The organism is Bradyrhizobium sp. Unk1 (genome assembly GCF_059512345.1).
Map to the genome: position 1 here is coordinate 71184 of NZ_JCAMOP010000015.1, position 19234 is coordinate 90417.

Here is a 19234-nt window from a genome sequence, read left to right on the forward strand (position 1 = left end):
GGGCCGCACAACTGGGCGTAGCGGCCGCATCACAGGGGACCGTCAATGATCAAGACCATCTCGGCCATCGCCATTGCTGCGTTCGTTGCCGCCGCTCTCACCGTCCTTCCCGGTTTCGCTCCGACCGTCGAAGCGAGCGTCCCGCAGCCGCTGGCCAAGAGCGACCGCCTCGATATCCGCACCATCGGCAAGGACTGCTCGCAGCAGGCTTGGCCGAACTTCGAGGCGTCCTGCCTGCGTCAGGCCGGCACCAAGGCCAATATCCGCGAGGCGCGCCTCGTGACCGCCGACCGGACCCCGTAGTCGACGCTGTCAGCTTCGCGTCATATAAAGCCCGAGATAAATCCCATGGATATTTGCGACGTCTCGTCGCAGACTGTCTGATGCTCGCGCCCGTCGGAATGGCCCGGCGGGCGCGATCCCATCGGGGGGTCGACCTTGTCCAGTACGCCCGCAGTCGTTTCCGGCCATCACCCTGACCCTCTGCCGATTGCCATGACCATGGGCGCCCTCGGGGTGGTCTATGGCGATATCGGCACCAGCCCCCTCTACGCCCTGAAGGAAGCCGCCAAGGCGGCCGCCCATGGCGCGACGGTGACTCCCGAAGCTGTCCTGGGCGTTGCCTCGTTGATCCTCTGGGCCCTGCTGCTGATCATCTCGTTGAAGTATGCGCTGCTGATCCTGCGCGCGGACAATCGCGGCGAAGGCGGCATCGTCGCGCTGCTGGCGCTGCTGCATGCCCGCCACGCCCAGTCCGGCACCTGGCGCGCGCATCTCCTCGTCGTCGGACTCGTCGGCGCCGCCCTACTCTATGGCGACGGCGCGATCACCCCGGCGATCTCGGTGCTCTCAGCCATCGAGGGTCTCAAGGTCGACGCCCCCTCGCTCGCGCCTGTGGTGGTGCCCATCACCGTCGCGATCCTGATCGGGCTGTTCATGATCCAGAAGCAGGGCACGGGTTTCATCGGCCGCATCTTCGGGCCGGTGATGCTGGCCTGGTTCTTCGTGCTGGCCGCGCTCGGCGTCCACGGCATCGTCAAGGCGCCGGCGGTGCTCGCGGCACTGAGCCCGCTCTATGCCTTCAACTTCCTGATCCACCAGGACTTCCACATCTCCTTCGCGATCCTCGGCGCCGCCTTCCTGGCGGTGACCGGCGGTGAAGCCATGTACGCCGACATGGGGCATTTCGGACGCTTCCCGATCCGGCTTGCCTGGTTCGCGATCTGCCTGCCCGCGCTGGTGCTGAACTATTTTGGACAGGCCGCGCTGCTGATCACCGATCCCGCGATGATCGAGAACCCATTCTTCCAGCTCTGCCCGGACGCCCTGCACTATCCGCTGGTCGCCTTCTCGGCGCTCGCGACCGTGATCGCCTCGCAGGCGATCATCTCCGGCGTGTTCTCGCTGACCCAGCAATCGATCCAGCTCGGCTTCCTGCCGCGCATGCAGATCCGCCACACCACGAGCCATGCGATGGGCCAGATCTACGTGCCGCTGGTGAACTGGCTGCTCGCTGCCGCAACGCTCGGCGCGGTCCTGAGCTTCGGCACCTCGGAAGCGCTCGCCGGCGCCTATGGCATCGCGGTGTCGCTGCTGATGGCGATCACCACGCTGCTCGCGGCCCTGGTCGCGATCCAGTGGGGCTATTCGCCGTGGATCGTGGTCGCCGTCAACGGTTTCTTCTTCGTGATCGACGTGATCTTCTTCTCCGCCAATTCGATCAAGCTGTTCGAGGGCGGCTGGTTTCCGCTGCTGCTCGCGGCCCTCGTCGCCTTCATGATGCTGACCTGGCGCAGCGGCGTGAAGCTGGTCGAGGCGGCGCGCGCCAAGCTGCGCCAGCCCGAGGAGGACCTGATCGAGACCGCGGTCAACAAGTGCCGCGCCAGACTGCCCGGGACCGCCGTCTTCCTGGCATCCGCGCCGCGCGGCGTGCCGCTGGCGCTGACGCAATTCGTCAAGCACAACCACGTGCTGCATGAGCGCATCGTCCTCGTCACCGTGCTGATCGAGGAATCCCCGCACATCACCGATGAGGACCGTGCCGAGGTGATCGAGATCGTTCCCGGTATCACCCGCGTGGTCCTGCACTACGGTTTCATGCAGAATCCGACGATCTATGCGGGCCTGACGCTCGCCTGCCGCCAGGGCAAGCTGCCCGGCATCGACCTCTCCGACATCACCTACTATGTCGGCCGCGAAACCATCATCCCGAGCGAGGACATCCCGGGCATGTGGGTCTGGCGCGAAGGACTGTTCGCCTTCCTCCAGCGCAACGCCGAACGCTCCGCCGCGTTCTTCGGCGTGCCGACCAGGCAGGTGGTGGAGTTCGGCACGGAGCTGGAGATTTAGCTAGTCAGTGCAGTAGCCCGGATGGAGCGAAGCGCAATCCGGGTTTCTTGCCAAGCATGCGGAGCCCCGGATTTCGCTTACGCTCCATCCGGGCTACGGGGCCACGCGTCACTCCCCGTTTGACTCCCCATTTGCCCCATTCCCGCTCTCGGCCTCTTCCGTGATGTGCTCGACCGAGACGACGTGCTCGTCCTCGGCGGTGTCGAACACGATCACGCCCTGGGTCGAGCGGCCGGCGATGCGGATGCCTTCGACCGGGCAGCGGATCAGCTGGCCCTTGTCGGTGACCAGCATGATTTGATCAGCATCCTCCACGGGGAAGGACGCCACCAGATTGCCGTTGCGGTTGTTGACGCTCATGGCGACGATGCCTTTGCCGCCGCGGCCCGTGGTGCGGTACTCGTAGGACGAGGTCCGCTTGCCGTAGCCGTTGACGGAGACGGTGAGCACGACCTGCTCGGCCGCCGACATCTCGACATAGCGCTCCTGCGGGAGCTGGAAGCTGCCGGAGGTCGTCTCTTCGCCCTCGGCATCCGCCGGAGCCTCGTCGGCCACGGCTTCGCCGGCCACCGCACGGCGCATCTTCAAATAGGCCGAACGTTCGTCCGAGGTGGTCTCCATGTGGCGCAAGATGGCCAGCGAGATCACCTTGTCGCCTTCGGCAAGTGCAATGCCGCGCACGCCCATCGAAGTGCGGCCGGTGAACACGCGCACGTCGGGGACAGGGAAGCGGATGCACTGGCCGCCGGCGCCCGTCAGCAGCACATCGTCGCGCTCGGTGCAGATCTGCACGTCCACGATCGCTTCATTCTCGTCCAGCTTCATGGCGATGATGCCGGAGCGGCGGACGTCGACGAAATCGGACAGCTTGTTGCGCCGGACGTTGCCGCCGGTGGTGGCGAACATCACGTCGAGGTTGCCCCAGGTCGATTCATCCTCCGGCAGCGGCATGATGGTGGTGATGCGCTCGCCCTGCTCCAGCGGCAGGATGTTGATGAGCGCCTTGCCGCGCGCGTTCGGCGCAGCCATCGGCAGGCGCCAGACCTTCTCCTTGTAGACCTGGCCGCGCGACGAGAAGAACAGCACCGGCGTGTGCGTCGACGCCACGAACAGGCGGCTGACGAAATCCTCGTCGCGGGTCTGCATGCCGGCGCGGCCCTTGCCGCCGCGGCGCTGCGCCCGGTAGGCCGACAGCGGCACGCGCTTGACGTAGCCGGCGTGGGAGACGGTGACGACCATGTCCTCGCGCTGGATCAGGTCCTCGTCCTCGACCTCGCCCTCCTGCTCGATGATCACGGTGCGGCGCGGGGTCGCGAACTCGGCCTTCACTTCGGCGAGTTCGGACTTGATGATGCCCAGCACGCGGGCGCGCGAGCGCAGGATGTCGAGATAGTCGGCGATCTCGCCGGCGAGCTTGTCGAGCTCGTCGCGGATTTCGTCGCGGCCGAGTGCGGTGAGGCGCTGAAGGCGCAGGTCGAGAATGGCCCTCGCCTGTTCCATCGACAGCCGGATCGTGCCGTCCTCGCTGATGCGGTGGCGCGGATCGTCGATCAACGTGAGCATGTCCTCGACGTCCCGTGCCGGCCAGTCGCGCGACATCAGGGTGTCGCGGGCAGTGGTCGGGTCGGGCGAAGTCCGGATGACGCGGATCATCTCGTCGATATTGGCGACCGCGATCGCCAGTCCAACCAGGATGTGGGCGCGATCGCGCGCCTTGGCGAGCAGGAACTTGGTGCGTCGCGTGACGACCCGCTCGCGGAAGTCGACGAAGATCGCCAGCAGGTCCTTCAGATGCATGATCCGCGGACGGCCGCTGTCGAGCGCCACCATGTTGACGCCGAAGCTCGTCTGCAGCGGCGTGAATCGGTACAGCTGATTCAGCACCACATCCGGCACGGCGTCGCGCTTCAATTCGATGACGACACGGTAGCCGTCGCGGTCGGATTCATCGCGCAGGTCGCCGATGCCCTCGATCTTCTTTTCCTTGACCAACTCGGCGATGCGCTCGACCATCGTCGCCTTGTTCACCTGGTAGGGAATCTCGGTGATGATGATCGCCTCGCGCTCCTTGCGGATGGTCTCGATCGCGACCTTGCCGCGCATGACGATCGAGCCGCGGCCGAGGTGATAGGCGGCGCGGATGCCCGCCCGCCCGAGAATGACGCCGCCGGTCGGGAAATCCGGTCCCGGAACGATGTTGATGAGTTCGTCGATGGTAAGCGCGGGGTTGTCGATCAACGCGACGCAGGCGTCGATGACCTCGCCGAGATTGTGCGGCGGGATGTTGGTCGCCATGCCGACCGCGATGCCGCCGGCGCCGTTGACGAGGAGGTTCGGGAACTTGGCCGGCAGGACCGACGGCTCGGTTTCGTTATTGTCGTAGTTCGGCTGGAAGTCGACGGTGTCCTTGTCGATGTCGGCCAGCAGAGCCAACGCCGCCTTCGTCAGTCGCGCTTCGGTGTACCGATAGGCCGCCGGGGGATCGCCGTCGACCGAGCCGAAATTGCCCTGGCCGTCGATGAGCGGCACGCGCATCGAGAAGTCCTGCGCCATCCGGACCATGGCGTCGTAGATCGACTGGTCGCCATGCGGATGATACTTACCGATGACGTCACCGACCACGCGCGCCGACTTGACGTACTTCTTGTCGGGCGTGTGCCCCTGCTCGTTCATCGAGTAGAGGATGCGACGATGAACCGGCTTCAACCCGTCGCGCGCATCAGGCAGCGCACGCGCCACGATCACGCTCATCGCGTAATCGAGATAGGACTTTTTCATCTCCTCGTAGATGGAAACGGGGCGAATGTCCGAGGGTTGCGCCGGCTGGTCGCCGGGCTTGTTGTCGTCGTCAGCCAAGGGGAAATCCGGTGAGATTTTATCTGGGAATCATATAGCGCATCGAGCCCCTGATAACCACCCTTGCGAGGCCAAGGGAAGCGCTTTTTCCCTTCGTTTTTTCATGCACTTACCGGGTTGGCGGGAGACTGTTCGCGCGCTCCATTTCGGGTACTGGCGGGACCTCGATTTCGGCGATCGCTACGGCCCGAAAACCACGGCATGCATGATCCGTCCAGGCATGAGGGTGAACAGCCCGGCAATGACGAGCGCGCCGACGAACGTCATGATCATGATGCGCCGGTGATCGGCGACCCGATGGGTGTGCGCGCGCCACACCGCGAGCGGTAGCATCACCAGCGTGAAGATCGATAGGAGATGGATCGGGCTGAACGGCCCGACCAGGCGGATCTGGTGGATCCAGAACGACGATGCCGCCACGACCGCCATGAGCCCCAGCCAGATCCAGCCGATCGTCCGGTGCGGCAGCGTTCCCTTGGGGGCGGCAAACTGAACGAGGCCGAGCACGAAGGCGGCCATGGCGGCAAAGGCGTGCAGCGGGATCGCTGGGGCGGCCTCAAGCAGCGGCGCAACGCTCATGCAGGACTTTCTCCGATCGACGGCCGACCCATGTGAATAGAATTAACATCAAGTTAGTACTATTCACATCCCCCCTCGTCAAAGGCTTGAGGGCAGCACATGAGGCAAGCCCGGAAAAATCGAGCTTTACCCGTTAATTGGTAAGGAATCCTGCCATTTCAGGCGAGCCGACAATTTTGATAGGAGAGGCGCCCTCTCAGCCAACGCCAACGTGGGGGCGTCGAAGATTCCGCCGGCTACCAAAAGGCGTGTATCTAGACCCAGGTCGATCGGATTATCCCGGTCCCTCCCGTGGAACGGTCAGAGTGACGAACGTCCTATTCGTCTGCAGTGCCAATCGCCTCCGCAGCCCTACCGCTGAACAAGTCTTTTCGACTTGGCCGGGCATCGAGGCCGACTCGGCCGGCATCTCTAACGACGCGGACGTGTTGTTGTCGTCCGAGCAGGTCGAATGGGCTGACATCATCTTCGTCATGGAGAAGACCCACCGTAACAAGCTGAACCGGAAATTCCGCTCCAGCCTGAATAACAAGCGGGTCATCTGCCTCGACATTCCGGACGACTATGAATTCATGGATCCCGTCTTGGTCCGAATACTTGAAAGCCGAGCCGGCCGTTTCCTCTCGCGACCAGCGGCTACTGTTACCAGGCCTTAGAACGGCTCGTCTCAGAAATGAAGAATGGGGTCCGTTTTGTAACTGTGTGTGTTAGTCCGTTGATCCGACTACGAAAGCCCCCTGGTCGGTCAACGGTTTGTCAACAAAACAGTCACAAACCGACCGTATCGGGCACATGGCAGTCGAGATAGAGCGGTCGCCCGCTTCTCCACATATCTCCACATAATAGTCGCGCTTTTCACTCCGGAGACCAGGAGCCCCGGTTTTCGGTGCAGTCGAATCCTTGGATCGATCAGGACGCAGTGGTCGAGCGCGAAGGATCCAATAGCAATCCCAACGCGGTCTCTCGCCGTTCGGCGTGGGCGTCTCGGTACAGAGCCTGCTTCAAGACCTCGCCGTCGCCGACCATGACCGCCAGGTCCGTGGCACGGGTGACCGCGGTGTAGACTAGCGACCGGTCGAGCAGCCGCGTTTTCTGGATCGGGATGACGACCTTCCGGAAGCTGGAGCCCTGCGCCTTGTGCACCGTAATCGCATAGGCCAGCGCGAGATCGTCGAGCGCCGGACCGCTCAGCTCCTGCTCAGCCCCGTCGAAGTTCGCCGTGACCTTTCCGTCCTCGATCGCGGTGATACGACCGAGGCTGCCGTTGCGAAGATCACGCTGATAGTCGTTCCGCAGGAACATCACCGGCTCGCCCTCCGCCAAGCGCCTGCCTGGATGTCGGCACTTTCCCACCGCGAAGATGTCGTGGAAGCGCGCGTTCAGCGCCTCGGTGCCGGCCGGGCCGGCCTTCACGGCGCAGACAATCCGCAGGTCCTCCGCGAAGCCGCCGAGGTCGGCGACCACGTCGACGATCTGGTCGGTGGAAAGCTCGTTCGACGAGATCAGCGCGACCCCGTGGCTGGCAGCGTCGACCTTATCCGGTAAGCTGGGCAGCCGGCCGGCTCGCACCGCGCTGGCGACGGCGGGAATGCCCGTCGCCTCGGTCTGGCGGTAGACGCGGGTGAGCTCGACCGAGGGGATCTCGTTCCGCTCGACCAGCACATGCAGCACCAGGCCAAACTGGATCGGCGGGAGCTGGCCCGGGTCGCCCACCAGCAGCAGCCGGCAGCCGTCCGGCAGGGACCGCAGGATCCGGTACATGGTCGGCAGGTCGACCATCGAGGCCTCGTCGAGGACGACCAGAGATTCCGGGCCGAGCGCGATCGACCTCGCTTCGACCGCCTTCAAAAAGGCGGCGATGGTCGAGGCCGGCCAGCCCGTCGCCTCGGCGATGCGGACGGCGGCACGGCCCGCCAGAGCCATCATGTGCGTCGTCCGGCCGAACGCCGCGCACGCACTGGCAACAGCCTTCAGAACCGTGGTTTTGCCTACGCCAGCGCCCCCACGGACGATGCCGAAGCGCTCTTGGACTGCAATCCGGACGGCCTCCCGCTGCTCGTCGTCGAGCGCCACGCCCAGGTCTTGCCGATCGAGCCACGCATGGAGCTCGCCGTCGGAAACCTCGCGGGCGATCAGGTCGCCCATGGCGGGCTCGGCGAGCATCTCCCGGATCCGGTCCGCGACGTAGCGCTCCATCATGTGCGCCCCGGCGGCCTGGAAGCCGCCTCCGATCGGGATCGCCGCCCGCTGTGCGACAGCGGCCGCCAGGGCCTCCTCGGCCTTGGCCGGAAGGCACTTCAGCAGACGGCCGACCGCGGCGATGAGATCGCGATGTCCGATCCAGGTGTGGTGCTGGTCCAGCCGAGCGTAGAGCACAGCCTCCACGGCCGCGACGAGGCGCCTCGGATCGTCGGTAGAAACGCCGATCTTTCGGCCAGCGGCATCGACCATCGCCCAATCGGCCAAGGCCATCATCACGTAGGGCGATTCTCGCAGCTTGGCGGCAGCGTCTGCGCCCCACAGACGGATGATCTTCTTGGCAAGTCGTGCGTCGAACCCGTGTTCATCAAGCCAGACGACGATGTCGCCTTCGGCCAGCTTCTCCCGCCACGCCAGCACCAACCTTTCGGCTCGGTCCGCGCCCAGGACATCGGCCAGGCGCACGGCATCACCATTGCCGAGCAGTGCATAGAGATTGTCGCCGAACGACTTCCATAGCTTGGCCGCGGTCGCATAGCCGATGCCTTCGAACGCCGGCTCCTCGGCCAGATGACGCACGATGGTCTCGCCCGACTTGGCATGGCGGCCCGTGGTCTCAAACATGACGCCTCGATCCGGCTGCAACGCGACGGTCTTGCTGTTCGCAGGTCGGCTCTGAGGGACGGGACTTCATGACACGCGACGTCCCGTCGTGACCATGATGTCCTCGACCTGCTCCAGGCGACGCAACTTCTCCCGCAGGCCGGCGTTTTCGGCGCGCAGCGAGGCGTTCTGCTGCTCGAGCGAGAGGATGCGGCGATCCCGACGGTCGGACTTCGGCTCGGGCTTGGCCTCGTCGTCCTGCGCTACACCGGTGTCCAGCTTCTCGACCGCGGCTTCGAGCAGCGCCTTTGCGGCTGGATTCTTGTACAGGACCTGGCGGTCGAACCCGCAGGCGAGCGCGATGGCGGAACGGTTGGGCTCGCCGCCTCGCATGGGGAGCGGCCGGCTTTCCCGTTCGAGAGCATCGAGATAACTCTTCAAGCGATCGACGTTCTCGGCGCCGATCGCGCCGCCAGACTTGGAATCCGCCACGTCGTCCTCCGAATGCTACCCGCCCGAAGCGCTCACCGATCCTTGTCGGTCTGTCCGCGGCCGGGCTTATCGAGTTTCTCGTCGAGCTTCTTGATCGACCAGCCATTCAGATAAGCGTTGGTCTTCCAGCGCACATAACGCTCTTCAAGGGTTGCATTGGTCGCCCGCAGTTTTTGGTTCTCTTCTCTCAAGGATCGTATCTGCTTCTTGAGGACCTCTACGGTTCCGTCACCTTCCGCTTTGCGCGGTCGGCCGGCTAAGGCGCGGAGCCTCTTTTTCGTAGCCCGGAAGGCCGTCTGAAGTTTCGGATGCTTGGCGATCGCGACTCGCGTCCAGTTGCCCTTGAACTCAAGGTTCACGACCTGGACGACGGCTGCCCAGGTAATCTTGGGCTCCTTCCAGTCCTCGATGATGTCTCGAATCCGCGACTCGGTCTTCTCTTTGATGAGCAGCCGCTTCTTGCCGGCCGGCGCCGAGCGCCAGCCGTTGCGGACCGGGCGCTTGCGCCCGCGCGGCATGATCGTGTCCCAGCCCCGAGGCACCTTGCCCATCGTATCCTTCGAAGGATCAGTTGAAGGATTCGATGAGTAAACTGATTCTACCTCGGAGTGGGAATCGGGTCCCACCACACGCGTCACGGTACACCTACATCGCGATACGAAAGCACATAGCCGCGGGCCTCACGACCCTCGACGCCGATCAAGATCTTCCGCACCCCCGCATCATGGGGTGGCGATAATCAAATCCTAGAAATCTTCGGCGCCTACATCCGTGGCGCGGAAGGGAAACCGTCCTCGCCCAACAGGTCGTGGAGCGGACCAATGGTCTGAACGTGGTCCTCGATAAATGGCTCGGTCCACCGCTCGTGGACGAGCTTCACCATTGTGGCGTTGAGCTCGGCTGAGGCCTCGCGCCGGATCAGCGACATCTCCTCGACGTCGAGGGCCACAAAGCGCAGCAGGCAGTAGGCCCGCGGCTCGAGAACCGCGACCGTGGCGGCACGCCCGTTGCGGTCGACCAGCATCGAATGCATCACCGGCAGGTCGAGCGCCCACCGCACCGCCTCCGCGCCGTACGCCGAACTCTCCGCATATCGGTCGATCAGGCCGCCAAGGGTCGACATCGTGTAGAGCCGGATGCTTAGGCCTTCCTCGGTCCGAAGTTCGGCCACGGCAAGATCTTCGGAGAGGTGAGCCAAGCGCACATAGATCTTGGCGCGCCTCAGCACCGCTAGCAGCTCGTCGACCACGTCGGTCGGGTGCACGCCGGCGACCAGGAGGTCCATGCCGTCGTCCGGCAGCATCTCGCGCGGCAGGAGCGCGGCCATCTCGCATTCGTAAGCGTAGACGGCGGCCTCGCCGATGATGGTGATGTGATCGATCAGCTCGGACAGGCCTATGGCGCGCGCCACGGCGCCGACCTCTTCCGGGGCGCGGGACAGTCGCAGCGCCCGCGCCATCCTGGTCTGCTCGGCGATTGTCGGCCGCAGGGCCGAGATCTGCCGATCCAGCTCGGCCCGTTCTTTGATGAAACGGTCGTAGATCGCCTCGGTCTCGGGCGACCGGCGGCCGATCGAGGCTGCCTTCTGCTCGCCGGTGACCGGATCCCGCCGGTACCGCGTCAGGTATTCAAATTTTTTGACCTTCAGCCACTGCATGCCCCCGCCGAACTCGTCCCGCGAGCGGGCGAGCGCGGCAAACTCGAGCGTGGTGGAGCGCATGGTCTCCACCAGCCGCCGCTGCTCCCTGGTCATCGGGGTATACAAGCGTTTTTCTATCTCGTTGAAAGTGTGTTATCTGGCGATATAAACTGCCATACAACCGCCGGGAAGTCGAGGGATTTCGGCCAGCCCGGGTCGATTTCGGCGATTTGAAGAACGGAACCGGGCCCTCGTGAGGGGCATTTTCGCTTGCCGGCAGAGCAGCTACAGTCCCGTTTGCCGCGTTAACTTGACATTGAAAGGATGCGGGCGACATTAGTGTCGCGAGGAAAGGTTCGATCCGATGGGTTTTGAGGCCGGATTTCGGTACGAGGATCGCCGCCTGGAGAAAGAGATCTCCCGACGAAACGATGAAGCACGCCTTGCGCGTGGCGAGGTGAAAGCCTCAGATCTTCGCGAAGCAAATGGCTTCTTCTCCGTCCTTGACCGGTCCAAAGCGAGGCTTGTCGTACGGCGCGCCCGCATAAGGATCGATGACTGACGAGACGGACCAGCCCCGCTTCGGGGCCGCCGAAGTTATCCAGATAGCATCCAAACTGACGGTCGACGACGCCACGTTCGTGATCGGCGGGCAAGCCACGAATCTGTGGGCTTGGTACTATCGGGACAAGGATCCCGCCCTACGACAGGACCAGCCGCTTACGAGTCGCGACCTCGACTATTTCGGCTCGGTTAAAGCAGCGGAGAGCCTGGCTGCGGCACTCGGCGGCAAGGTGATCAAGGCGACGCTTGACGACATGAACACGCCGAACTCGGCCGTCGTCCTGGCGACCGTCAACGGCAAGCCTCTGAAGATCGATTTCCTCAACGGCGTCCTGGGCGTGACCCGTCGCGAACTCGAAAGGGGCGTAGCTGTCATCGAGGCCACCGCGGAAGTCGACGGAAAGGAGTGTCGGGCTCAGATCCCTGTCCTTCACCCGGTTCTTTGCCTGAAAAGCCGCATCGCAAACATGCTCCATCCGATGCTCGGCCGGCGGGACAGCTTTGCATGGGCTCAGCTCCATGCCGCCATCGCGATCGTTCGTGTCTACATTGTCGATGCGTTGGAAGAAGGTGACTGGAAGGAGGCGAAGAGCTGTCTCTCTGACGTCTTCGAGTACCTCCGGTCAGACAGGTTCGGAAAAGCCGCCAAGAACGAGCTCGGCGTCGACGTGCTGGATATTTTACGTCACTTCCAGGACGACCAGCGGATCGACGAACGCTATCGCAAGCAAAGTCTCGTGCAGATGATCGAGCAGATAGAGGACTGGCAGCGGAAGCACAGTCTTTAGAGCTATCTCACGGTTCAAAATCGACGCTGGATGGCGATGGGGCCGACGCCAAATCGGTCTGAATGTTGTGACCCACCGAAGTTTGCTCGGGCTCACACAGGGATCAGGACGTCTGCCTCCGAGCGCCTTCGTCTTCGGCCCTTCCTTGGCACCGTCGTGCTCGCCCGCAAGGGACGCTTCGCTCTTCGCCCTTGCGTGCTCCGCGCGCCGGTGCCTGCGGGACGCTTGCGACGGCGGCTCCGGGGATCAGACTGATGATGCCAGGCTTCGATTTCAGGAAGTCATGCGATGGCCAAGCCGGCTTGCAGCTTACCCCGTCCGAGTCGGCGCGTGGACTACATGGACAAGGTTTGCGATGGGGATGGACGTTCGACGAGCATCCCGTCCCGTTGTTCGACCGGCACTGCAAGAAAGCCCTTGATGGGCTCGTTGACGCGGACTGCTCCGAACCCCGCCGCTTCGAACAGCTCTTCAGCCGTGCCGGCGGTGATCTCCTGCGAGATGTTGCCGTCGGACAATCGTTTCCAAGCAAACACGACTCTGTTCCCTTCAGTGCGTCATCGGTTAACGTCAAACGCCCTCAACGCCGAGTTCCCGCGTGCGCGCCCGGTCGTCGTGGGGTACCACTTCAAAATCGTCAGAGCGATGGTTGAAATCGCCGCTCCGCAGCTCATCAAGAGTCACCCAAAACCCGTCCGGCCAAACGACGAGGTCGTCCGGATGCCGCGCATCGCTCCCCTGCGTCGCTACAACTGCCAACATGATGATTGATCTCCTTGGCTTGTGGGATGCTAGTCCGCCGACCGGAAAAACGAAAGACTGGGCGATCAGATGTTCGAGCCAGTGCAGCATTCCAGACAAAGCGGTCGTTACTCCGGTCGTTCATGCCGGAGTCCGTGGTGGCTTCTTGCCGATGAGGTTGTCTCTTGCGCGGTCAGGCACGATGATGTCTCCAAAGGAGAGACGCATGCGTCCAAGCGGCCGACGGGCCACCCGAACCCCGGAATCCCAGTCATGAAATACAGCGAGCAACTGAAATTGGTCCGTTCTCTCGGAATGTCCATCTCCGACGACGGCGTGGCGTTCACCGTGTGCGGCGGCCAGCTCGTCAACGGCGAAGACGCGCCGCCGGAAATCCAGGACATGAACGGCTGGACCGTCGACGATGTTGCCCGCGAGGTCGCATCCCGGCGGCAAACGGACGAGAGCTGGCCGTTCGGCCCCACCGCCCCCGGACCGAAGCCGTAGGACTCGGCAGGCCGCCCGGATTATGGCGATGCTGGTGCGACAGCTTACCAAGCTACTGTGCGGCCACACGAGACCCAATCCCTTTGACCGCCTGAAAGAGCTCTTAAGCCGGTTTCCGCCTGAGCTACCGGCAGGCCACCTCAGCCCATTAGGTCTGAACCACCGTCCCGTCGGCGATAGTGGAGTCCTTATGCACCGCGATGGCCTTCCGCAGCCCATCGACCATCTTCCCGTTGTGCTCGACCCAGGGACCAGCATCGAGCTCGCCTTCGGCCATCGCCTGCCGCGCCTGATCGAGCATAGCCTCGTGCTCGGCCAGAAGCTGCTCTGTCCGCTGTAGGTGCTTTTGGTTGCCCTTGATCAACATGTGGTCGCCGCAGCCGGCCGCGCAGGCCCCGTGGGAGGCGCAGGGAGCCAGGCTCCAATCCGAAACACACATGCCAATATCGGTGGTGTGGGCGGTCGCGAACCGCGCTTTCAGGAAGTCCTCCCGCAGCCGCAGCTTCTTGACGGTGGCCACGATCGACCCTTGCATGGCCTTCGTCTTCGCCAGCTTCCGCATGACGCGGCCGAGCGGCGCCCCGCCTGTGTGGTCGTATGCCGCGTTCTGGGAGACATCCTTCCGCCCCGACCAGCGGGCGATGTCGAGATCGGAGAGGAGACCCTCGTTGGCCATGTTGTTGAGGTAATGCCTGAACCCGTGCGAAGGCACCTTAAACGGCTTGCCGCTCAAATCGAGAATCTTCAAGCGTTCGAAAATCGATTTGCAGTCTCCCCCAACAAGGAAGGCCCGCATCTGAGCCTGCGACAGGAACGTCGGAATCGAGGGGACCGCAGCCCTGCTTTGATGAAAATAGTTGTGTGGGAAGAGAAATAGATATTCCGAAAGCTTTCGGCCTTCCGGAACCTCCTTCATCACTTCTGCGATGTCCGATAGGATCGAGTCCTCGAGTTGCCCCTGATCGTACAGGGATCGATGTTTCTCCCGACGGGCGGCATGGCCGTGCACCTGCATCCAAAGCGTTGCGACACTGTGGTTCGCAAATCCCATGGCCGCAGCCACCTCCGTCGCTGTCATCGGCGTCGTCCGGTCGCGCAAGCGCCATCTCTCTGCGAGCCAAGCACGGCCGGGATGCTCTTCCATCCAGCGTGCGATCTCGCGGGACGGCTCAGTCAGCCGGATCAGGTCCTTCACCGCGCGTTCGGCAATCGGCTTCATGTCCGTCGGCACAAATTTGACGGCATCGGGGGCGTCCTTAGAGCCTTCATGAGCTATTCCGAATTTGACCGATCCGTCTGGACGCTCGTCCCAGCGCTCGCAGTCGGCGCGCACGCCAAGCAGCTCATTGATCCTCCAGGGCGCACTGACTAGGCATTCCAGGACGGCCATTCGAGCCAAATCTGGATCGGTTCCTCCGTTGCGGACCTGGATACTCGCTTCGACGACGGCGGCGATGTATTCTTCGGTCGGAAGCTTTTTGGAGCGCGCCTCGCGCGACTGGTCGTCAATCAGACGCCAAGAGTAGCCGTCAGTCCGTTCGATCGGGTTGGAAAACCTGATCGGCGACTTGCAGATCTGGTGCTTGTCGATGAATGCCGCGATGCGCTCCAGTTCCTCGCCACAGACGTACGCGCTGTGTCCATTGTATACCTTGGCTATGGTGGCGGCGGCCGAAAGAAAATCAGCCGGACGCGCCTCCACGATATCGTGGCCGCAATAAGCCAGCGTTTCGTACAGAACGCGCGCGACCATGACTGCGCGCTTATGAAGCGCCAGCGACCCTCTGGCGAAGTGCCTCATAACGATCATCGCCTTGACAAACTGGGCGAACGAATCGCGCATTTCCGTCCGCCCCTCCATCTTTCGCGAGGGCTTTTCCTGACGGACGGTGAAGTAGAGCACAGCGGTCTTGCGTGCCTGGCCGGGTTTACGGTCGAGGCAATGCGTGAGGTCCCACACTGCGTTGTCGAAGTCGACCGTCGGGCCGAACACCTGCATGTCCCGGGCTCGCTCGACCAGATTGGCTAGATTTTCACGGGCGCCGAGCGCCAGACGGTCGGGAAATGCGATGATGTTCATCACCGGCCTCCTGCCTCGCACGCGGCCACCACCTCGCCGATTGCAAGGATCGTCGCATCGTGAACGCCGACGATCTGCTGATCCAAACCCTCGGTCTTCTTCCGTTCCCGCTCGTCACACAGCCATTGCAGGATCTCGCGATGCGGACCGTCCTTCCATGGCTGAAACTTGCGGCAGGTATAGCAGCTGATCGGCGCGAATTGACTGCACGGGCCTGACGCACAGGTGCCGAGATTGCCCGCACGCTCAGGCAGACGCCCCGCGACGCGTCGAAACCACGGAATGCGCTTGCTCGGGTCGCTCCCGTTTTCCGCCTCGGCTTCGGTCGCCACGATCTTCCCCATGAAGGCGTCGGCGAGCGGCCCCAGCTTGACCGCCATGGCGGCGTCGAGACGATCGACGATGCTGGACCTAGTCTCGAAGTAGACCTGCACATTCTGCAAATCGGTGTGGTCTATCATCGCCGCGAGCTCGGCCGGCGAGACATTCTCTTCTACGGCCCGGGTCGCAAACGTGCGCCTGAAGCGCATCGTGTTCACGTTGATGGGCTTTCCCGTCCGGTGCGAGATGACCCCAAGTTTGGCGACCGCCGCCTTCAAAGTGTCGGTAATATCTTCAGGGCTGCGATGCATGGCAAACTCATGCATCGGGCCGTTGATCAGTGCGGGCTGGGGCTCGGCTCGCCTGAACAGCGGAAAAGCACAGCCTTCCGGCCAACCGTTCTCGCGGCGAAACTCGACGTTTTCCTTGATCAGCGCCGCGATGTGCCCTCCGATCACGTGATCAGGCCGCTTGGTATGGAAGGCCGCTCGAAAGAACGGGTTGCGCTTCTTGATGCGCGGAATCCTCAGCAAGTGGTGGATCCGGTCAGCTCCGGTCTCTTTGATCGATTGGAAGTCCTGCTCGCGCAGCAGCGCGAAGGCAAGGGGATTGGATCCGAAGGTGAGCGGCAGCCACACCAATGCCCTCTCGAACGCCGATAGCACGACGGGCCCGAGCTCCTTGAGCTTGGTGACGAGTGCGATGGTCTCGAGTTCGTCGAGCGCCCCTTGCTCCGGATCGCGAGTACGGACGGCGACGCCCTTGGGGTTGCCGGGGATCTTAACCTCGTCCATCTCCCCGGCAATCTCGTTGGAGAACTGCGGGAAGTCCCTTTTCGCGCACCACCGATACCAGACGCGGATGTAGTGAAGGCGCCACGCAGCGAAGTTATTCACGAGCCGCAGCTCAGAAATCAATCGCAAATCAAGTGAGCCGCCACCGGCGTCGCAATCCCGGAAGTGCTCCGACTGTTGCAGGAAGCGCAGCGTTTCGAATGTGTTCCGGACGCTGTCGACCGACGTCGTGGCGACGAGGTCAGCGATGTACTTGACGACGGCCACCAGCAGACCCGGGGACTTGATGCCGAGCTTCCGGAAGTCCAGACGGGCCGAGGAAACCGGATGGTTGAGACTCCAGACCCATCCGGACGCATCGACCGGTAGCTTGGCTCGGTCATGGATCGTACCTTGGCCCGGAAAGTCGCCGAGCGAGACCGCGGAATGATGGACTGCGGTCACTCGGCTTCTCCTTTGGTGAGCTTGTCCTGCATCACGCCGAGGATCATCGCAGCCCGCTTGCGGATATGCCGGCGGCCGTAGCGCGCACCCTGATCGGATTGACGCGTCCAGCCCATCGCGTGATTGCGAACCTGCTTCTCGACCTCCGGAGCGATCTTGATCTCTTCCGCCGCCTCTCCGAGCTTGTCGTTCCAGGTCCGGCGGTTGACGTGCGTCGAGAAATCCGCCGGGAGTCCAGGCACCTTCCTCAGTTCAAGGCACATGGCGTCGACCGCGCCGATGGACAGTGGCTTGCCCTGCTGCGAGAGGAACAGAAAGGGCGAGGTCTTCGCGTTCTCATAGGTCCGCCGATCGCCAACGATGTAGGCGTCCAGGGCGTCGTGCAGCCGGTCCGTGAACTCGACCGGGTGCGCTTTGGTTTTCGTCACCGGTTGCTGGGCGCGTGTGTCCTTCGGATCGTCGGCGTTGCGGTGGACGGTCAACCCCGGGTCGTTGCCGCCCAGGCGAACGTCGCGCGTCTTGATGACAAGCGGCTCGGACCGTCGCAGTCCGCCGTCGATGTACAACAGCCAGAGGGCCTCGTTCCGCACCTGGTTGCGCGGTTTGAACGGATTGCTGGGGTCGCCGACGGTGATCGCGCGCACCAGGATTTCGCGCTGCTCCTCGTTCAAACCCTCGAGCAGGTCGTTTTCGTAGATTGGGATGTCGCCGACGATCCATTCGTGCAGCTTGTCCACCATCAAGCGCGCTTCGAACCGCCGCGGATCCCTGATGTCGAGCCGCAGGATGACGTCGTTGACGCGCCACACCAGGTAGTCCGCGCAGGCCTGGAGCCGGTTGCGCCAATGTCCGTTGCCCACAATCTCGGGAAGGTCTTTGGTTTTGTCTCCGTTCGCCCGCTTGCGGGCGGTGCGGAGGTCGGCCCGGAAGGCGATGCGCAACGCCTCGATCTCGGGAAGTGAGAACAGGTTCAACGACTCGATCCGCTGTTCCAGCGAGATGCGTCGGACCGCACACCAGTTGAGGAGCAGACAGATCGCGTCCATCTCCTTGCGCATCGTCGAGAGCATCAGGCCGCGGCCGCGCAGCGACACCGACGCGTAGACGACCGGCCAATCGACCGGCACGCCGTCGCTGTCCACCGCCATGACGAAGCGTTCGCCCGACTCAAAGCGCACGGTCTTGGTCGTGAAGGGTCCGTTCCTGCCGAGGTCCAACATGCAGCCCCCAAATTCGAGGCCGTAAGATGGTTCTTAAATCCGAGTGACAGGAGTTACAAAATTGGCCCGCGCGCTAATTTACTAAGCGGCTGAAATCGCGCCAGAAATCATCCTCAGGTTTGCAAAACTAGGAAACCGTGTTGGATTTTCTATCGAAGTTACAAAAAGAACAAAGCGGAATCGGCATTAAGTCCTTGCACGACCTGCCGATTCCATATCTTTGTTTACATTTCGGAAAAACACAACTCTAGAACGGAATGTCGTCGTCCATGTCGCTGTTGCGGCCACCGCCGCCGCCGGCGGCCACAGCGCGGCGCGGTGCGCTGCTGACGGGACCGGAGGAGCCGAAATCGCCGCCCGGCTCGTCGCCGAAGCTGCCGCCTCCACCGCCGCCGCCGCGGCCGTCGAGCATCGTCAGGGTCGAGTTGAAGCCCTGGAGCACGACCTCGGTGGAGTACTTCTCGGCGCCGCTCTGGTCGGTCCATTTGCGGGTCTGGAGCGCACCCTCGATGTAAACCTTCGCGCCCTTCTTCAGGTACTGCTCGGCGACCTTGCAGAGCCCTTCATTGAAGATCACGACGCGATGCCACTCGGTCTTTTCCTTGCGCTCGCCGCTGTTCTTGTCGCGCCAGGTCTCCGAGGTGGCGATGCTCAAATTCGCGATCGGCCGCCCGTCCTGGGTGCGGCGGATTTCGGGATCCTTGCCGAGATTTCCAACCAGAATGACCTTGTTGACGCTTCCCGCCATCGCCGCTCTCCACTCCGAATGCCACTGAATTTTAGAAGGCCCGGGACGCGCCCGCGTCCTCTGCAACCTGTTGACGCGACCCTATACGCTTGCGCGGACGGATCGGCCCGTCACCCCTCCACTTATCCCCATATATAGCACCCCTGGCGGGTTCGTTCCAGATTTGTTCTTATGACACCCCTCACGTTGTTGCGTTGGCAAGACGACACCGCGCCGCACAAAGACGGCCTGCGCCAAATGGAATTTCCCCGAATTCCTGAGGACGGCGAAACAGCTTAACATTCATCAAGTTAGAAGCAGTTCAAATGCC

At 63.0% G+C, this 19234-nt stretch carries 17 protein-coding genes; 5 read left to right on the top strand and 12 right to left on the bottom strand.

All coding sequences use genetic code 11. The features are described from left to right. Positions 1 to 45 precede the first annotated feature (45 nt). Both AC5ZFO_RS20555 and AC5ZFO_RS20560 read left to right on the top strand, forming a co-directional pair. Positions 46 to 303 carry a hypothetical protein gene (locus tag AC5ZFO_RS20555; RefSeq protein WP_014495112.1) on the top strand — a complete coding sequence of 86 codons (258 nt, stop codon included), beginning with the start codon at positions 46 to 48 and terminating at the stop codon, positions 301 to 303. 192 nt (positions 304 to 495) lie between these two features. After that, positions 496 to 2349, top strand: coding sequence for a potassium transporter Kup (locus AC5ZFO_RS20560; protein WP_085404697.1), 1854 nt, complete (start codon positions 496 to 498; stop codon positions 2347 to 2349). 108 nt (positions 2350 to 2457) lie between these two features. On the opposite strand, the gene gyrA is transcribed toward AC5ZFO_RS20560, so the two are convergent. Both gyrA and AC5ZFO_RS20570 read right to left on the bottom strand, forming a co-directional pair. Then, positions 2458 to 5205 (bottom strand): DNA gyrase subunit A, encoded by a 2748-nt coding sequence (gene gyrA / locus AC5ZFO_RS20565; protein WP_282519043.1) that lies wholly within the window; start codon positions 5203 to 5205, stop codon positions 2458 to 2460. 180 nt (positions 5206 to 5385) lie between these two features. Beyond that, entirely contained in the window at positions 5386 to 5784 is a 399-nt protein-coding gene (locus tag AC5ZFO_RS20570) for a DUF2306 domain-containing protein (protein ID WP_282519042.1), read from the bottom strand. Positions 5785 to 6089: 305 nt separating this feature from the next. On the opposite strand from AC5ZFO_RS20570, the gene AC5ZFO_RS20575 reads away from it, so the two are divergent. Continuing rightward, positions 6090 to 6440, top strand: coding sequence for a low molecular weight protein tyrosine phosphatase family protein (locus AC5ZFO_RS20575; RefSeq protein WP_282519041.1), 351 nt, complete (start codon positions 6090 to 6092; stop codon positions 6438 to 6440). Positions 6441 to 6693: 253 nt separating this feature from the next. Here the strand turns inward: AC5ZFO_RS20575 and AC5ZFO_RS20580 are convergent, their stop codons facing one another. The 4 genes from AC5ZFO_RS20580 to AC5ZFO_RS20595 form a co-directional block, all read right to left on the bottom strand. Beyond that, positions 6694 to 8607, bottom strand: coding sequence for an AAA family ATPase (locus AC5ZFO_RS20580; protein ID WP_282519040.1), 1914 nt, complete (start codon positions 8605 to 8607; stop codon positions 6694 to 6696). 66 nt (positions 8608 to 8673) lie between these two features. After that, the gene (locus AC5ZFO_RS20585; RefSeq protein ID WP_496122429.1) at positions 8674 to 9078 is read right to left on the bottom strand and encodes a VPA1267 family protein; all 405 of its coding nucleotides are present in this window, start codon (positions 9076 to 9078) and stop codon (positions 8674 to 8676) included. 32 nt (positions 9079 to 9110) lie between these two features. Then, entirely contained in the window at positions 9111 to 9629 is a 519-nt protein-coding gene (locus tag AC5ZFO_RS20590) for a hypothetical protein (protein ID WP_282519038.1), read from the bottom strand. Positions 9630 to 9841: 212 nt separating this feature from the next. Further along, positions 9842 to 10843, bottom strand: a complete 1002-nt coding sequence (locus tag AC5ZFO_RS20595; protein WP_282519037.1) for a GSU2403 family nucleotidyltransferase fold protein — start codon at positions 10841 to 10843, stop codon at positions 9842 to 9844. A gap of 428 nt (positions 10844 to 11271) precedes the next feature. On the opposite strand from AC5ZFO_RS20595, the gene AC5ZFO_RS20600 reads away from it, so the two are divergent. Continuing rightward, positions 11272 to 12069: a hypothetical protein gene (locus tag AC5ZFO_RS20600; protein ID WP_496122430.1), complete on the top strand. Its 798-nt coding sequence runs from the start codon at positions 11272 to 11274 to the stop codon at positions 12067 to 12069. A 335-nt stretch (positions 12070 to 12404) separates the two neighbouring features. Here the strand turns inward: AC5ZFO_RS20600 and AC5ZFO_RS20605 are convergent, their stop codons facing one another. Further along, positions 12405 to 12587 carry a hypothetical protein gene (locus tag AC5ZFO_RS20605; RefSeq protein ID WP_282519035.1) on the bottom strand — a complete coding sequence of 61 codons (183 nt, stop codon included), beginning with the start codon at positions 12585 to 12587 and terminating at the stop codon, positions 12405 to 12407. 52 nt (positions 12588 to 12639) lie between these two features. Further along, positions 12640 to 12831 (bottom strand): hypothetical protein, encoded by a 192-nt coding sequence (locus tag AC5ZFO_RS20610; protein WP_282519034.1) that lies wholly within the window; start codon positions 12829 to 12831, stop codon positions 12640 to 12642. A 252-nt stretch (positions 12832 to 13083) separates the two neighbouring features. On the opposite strand from AC5ZFO_RS20610, the gene AC5ZFO_RS20615 reads away from it, so the two are divergent. After that, complete coding sequence (locus AC5ZFO_RS20615; RefSeq protein ID WP_282519033.1) at positions 13084 to 13317, top strand: hypothetical protein; 234 nt, start codon at positions 13084 to 13086, stop codon at positions 13315 to 13317. Positions 13318 to 13465: 148 nt separating this feature from the next. Here AC5ZFO_RS20615 and AC5ZFO_RS20620 read toward each other — a convergent pair whose 3' ends face one another. The 4 genes from AC5ZFO_RS20620 to AC5ZFO_RS20635 form a co-directional block, all read right to left on the bottom strand. Then, positions 13466 to 15397 carry a hypothetical protein gene (locus AC5ZFO_RS20620; protein WP_282519032.1) on the bottom strand — a complete coding sequence of 644 codons (1932 nt, stop codon included), beginning with the start codon at positions 15395 to 15397 and terminating at the stop codon, positions 13466 to 13468. Next, positions 15397 to 16956 carry a hypothetical protein gene (locus tag AC5ZFO_RS20625; RefSeq protein ID WP_496122431.1) on the bottom strand — a complete coding sequence of 520 codons (1560 nt, stop codon included), beginning with the start codon at positions 16954 to 16956 and terminating at the stop codon, positions 15397 to 15399. Before AC5ZFO_RS20625 ends, AC5ZFO_RS20620 begins: the two co-directional genes overlap by 1 nt. After that, complete coding sequence (locus AC5ZFO_RS20630; protein WP_282519030.1) at positions 16953 to 18176, bottom strand: tyrosine-type recombinase/integrase; 1224 nt, start codon at positions 18174 to 18176, stop codon at positions 16953 to 16955. The genes AC5ZFO_RS20625 and AC5ZFO_RS20630 overlap by 4 nt, the downstream gene beginning before the upstream one ends. Before the next feature lie 247 nt (positions 18177 to 18423). Then, on the bottom strand, positions 18424 to 18924 hold the full coding sequence (locus AC5ZFO_RS20635) for a single-stranded DNA-binding protein (RefSeq protein WP_212451249.1): 501 nt from the start codon (positions 18922 to 18924) through the stop codon (positions 18424 to 18426). Positions 18925 to 19234: the final 310 nt, after the last annotated feature.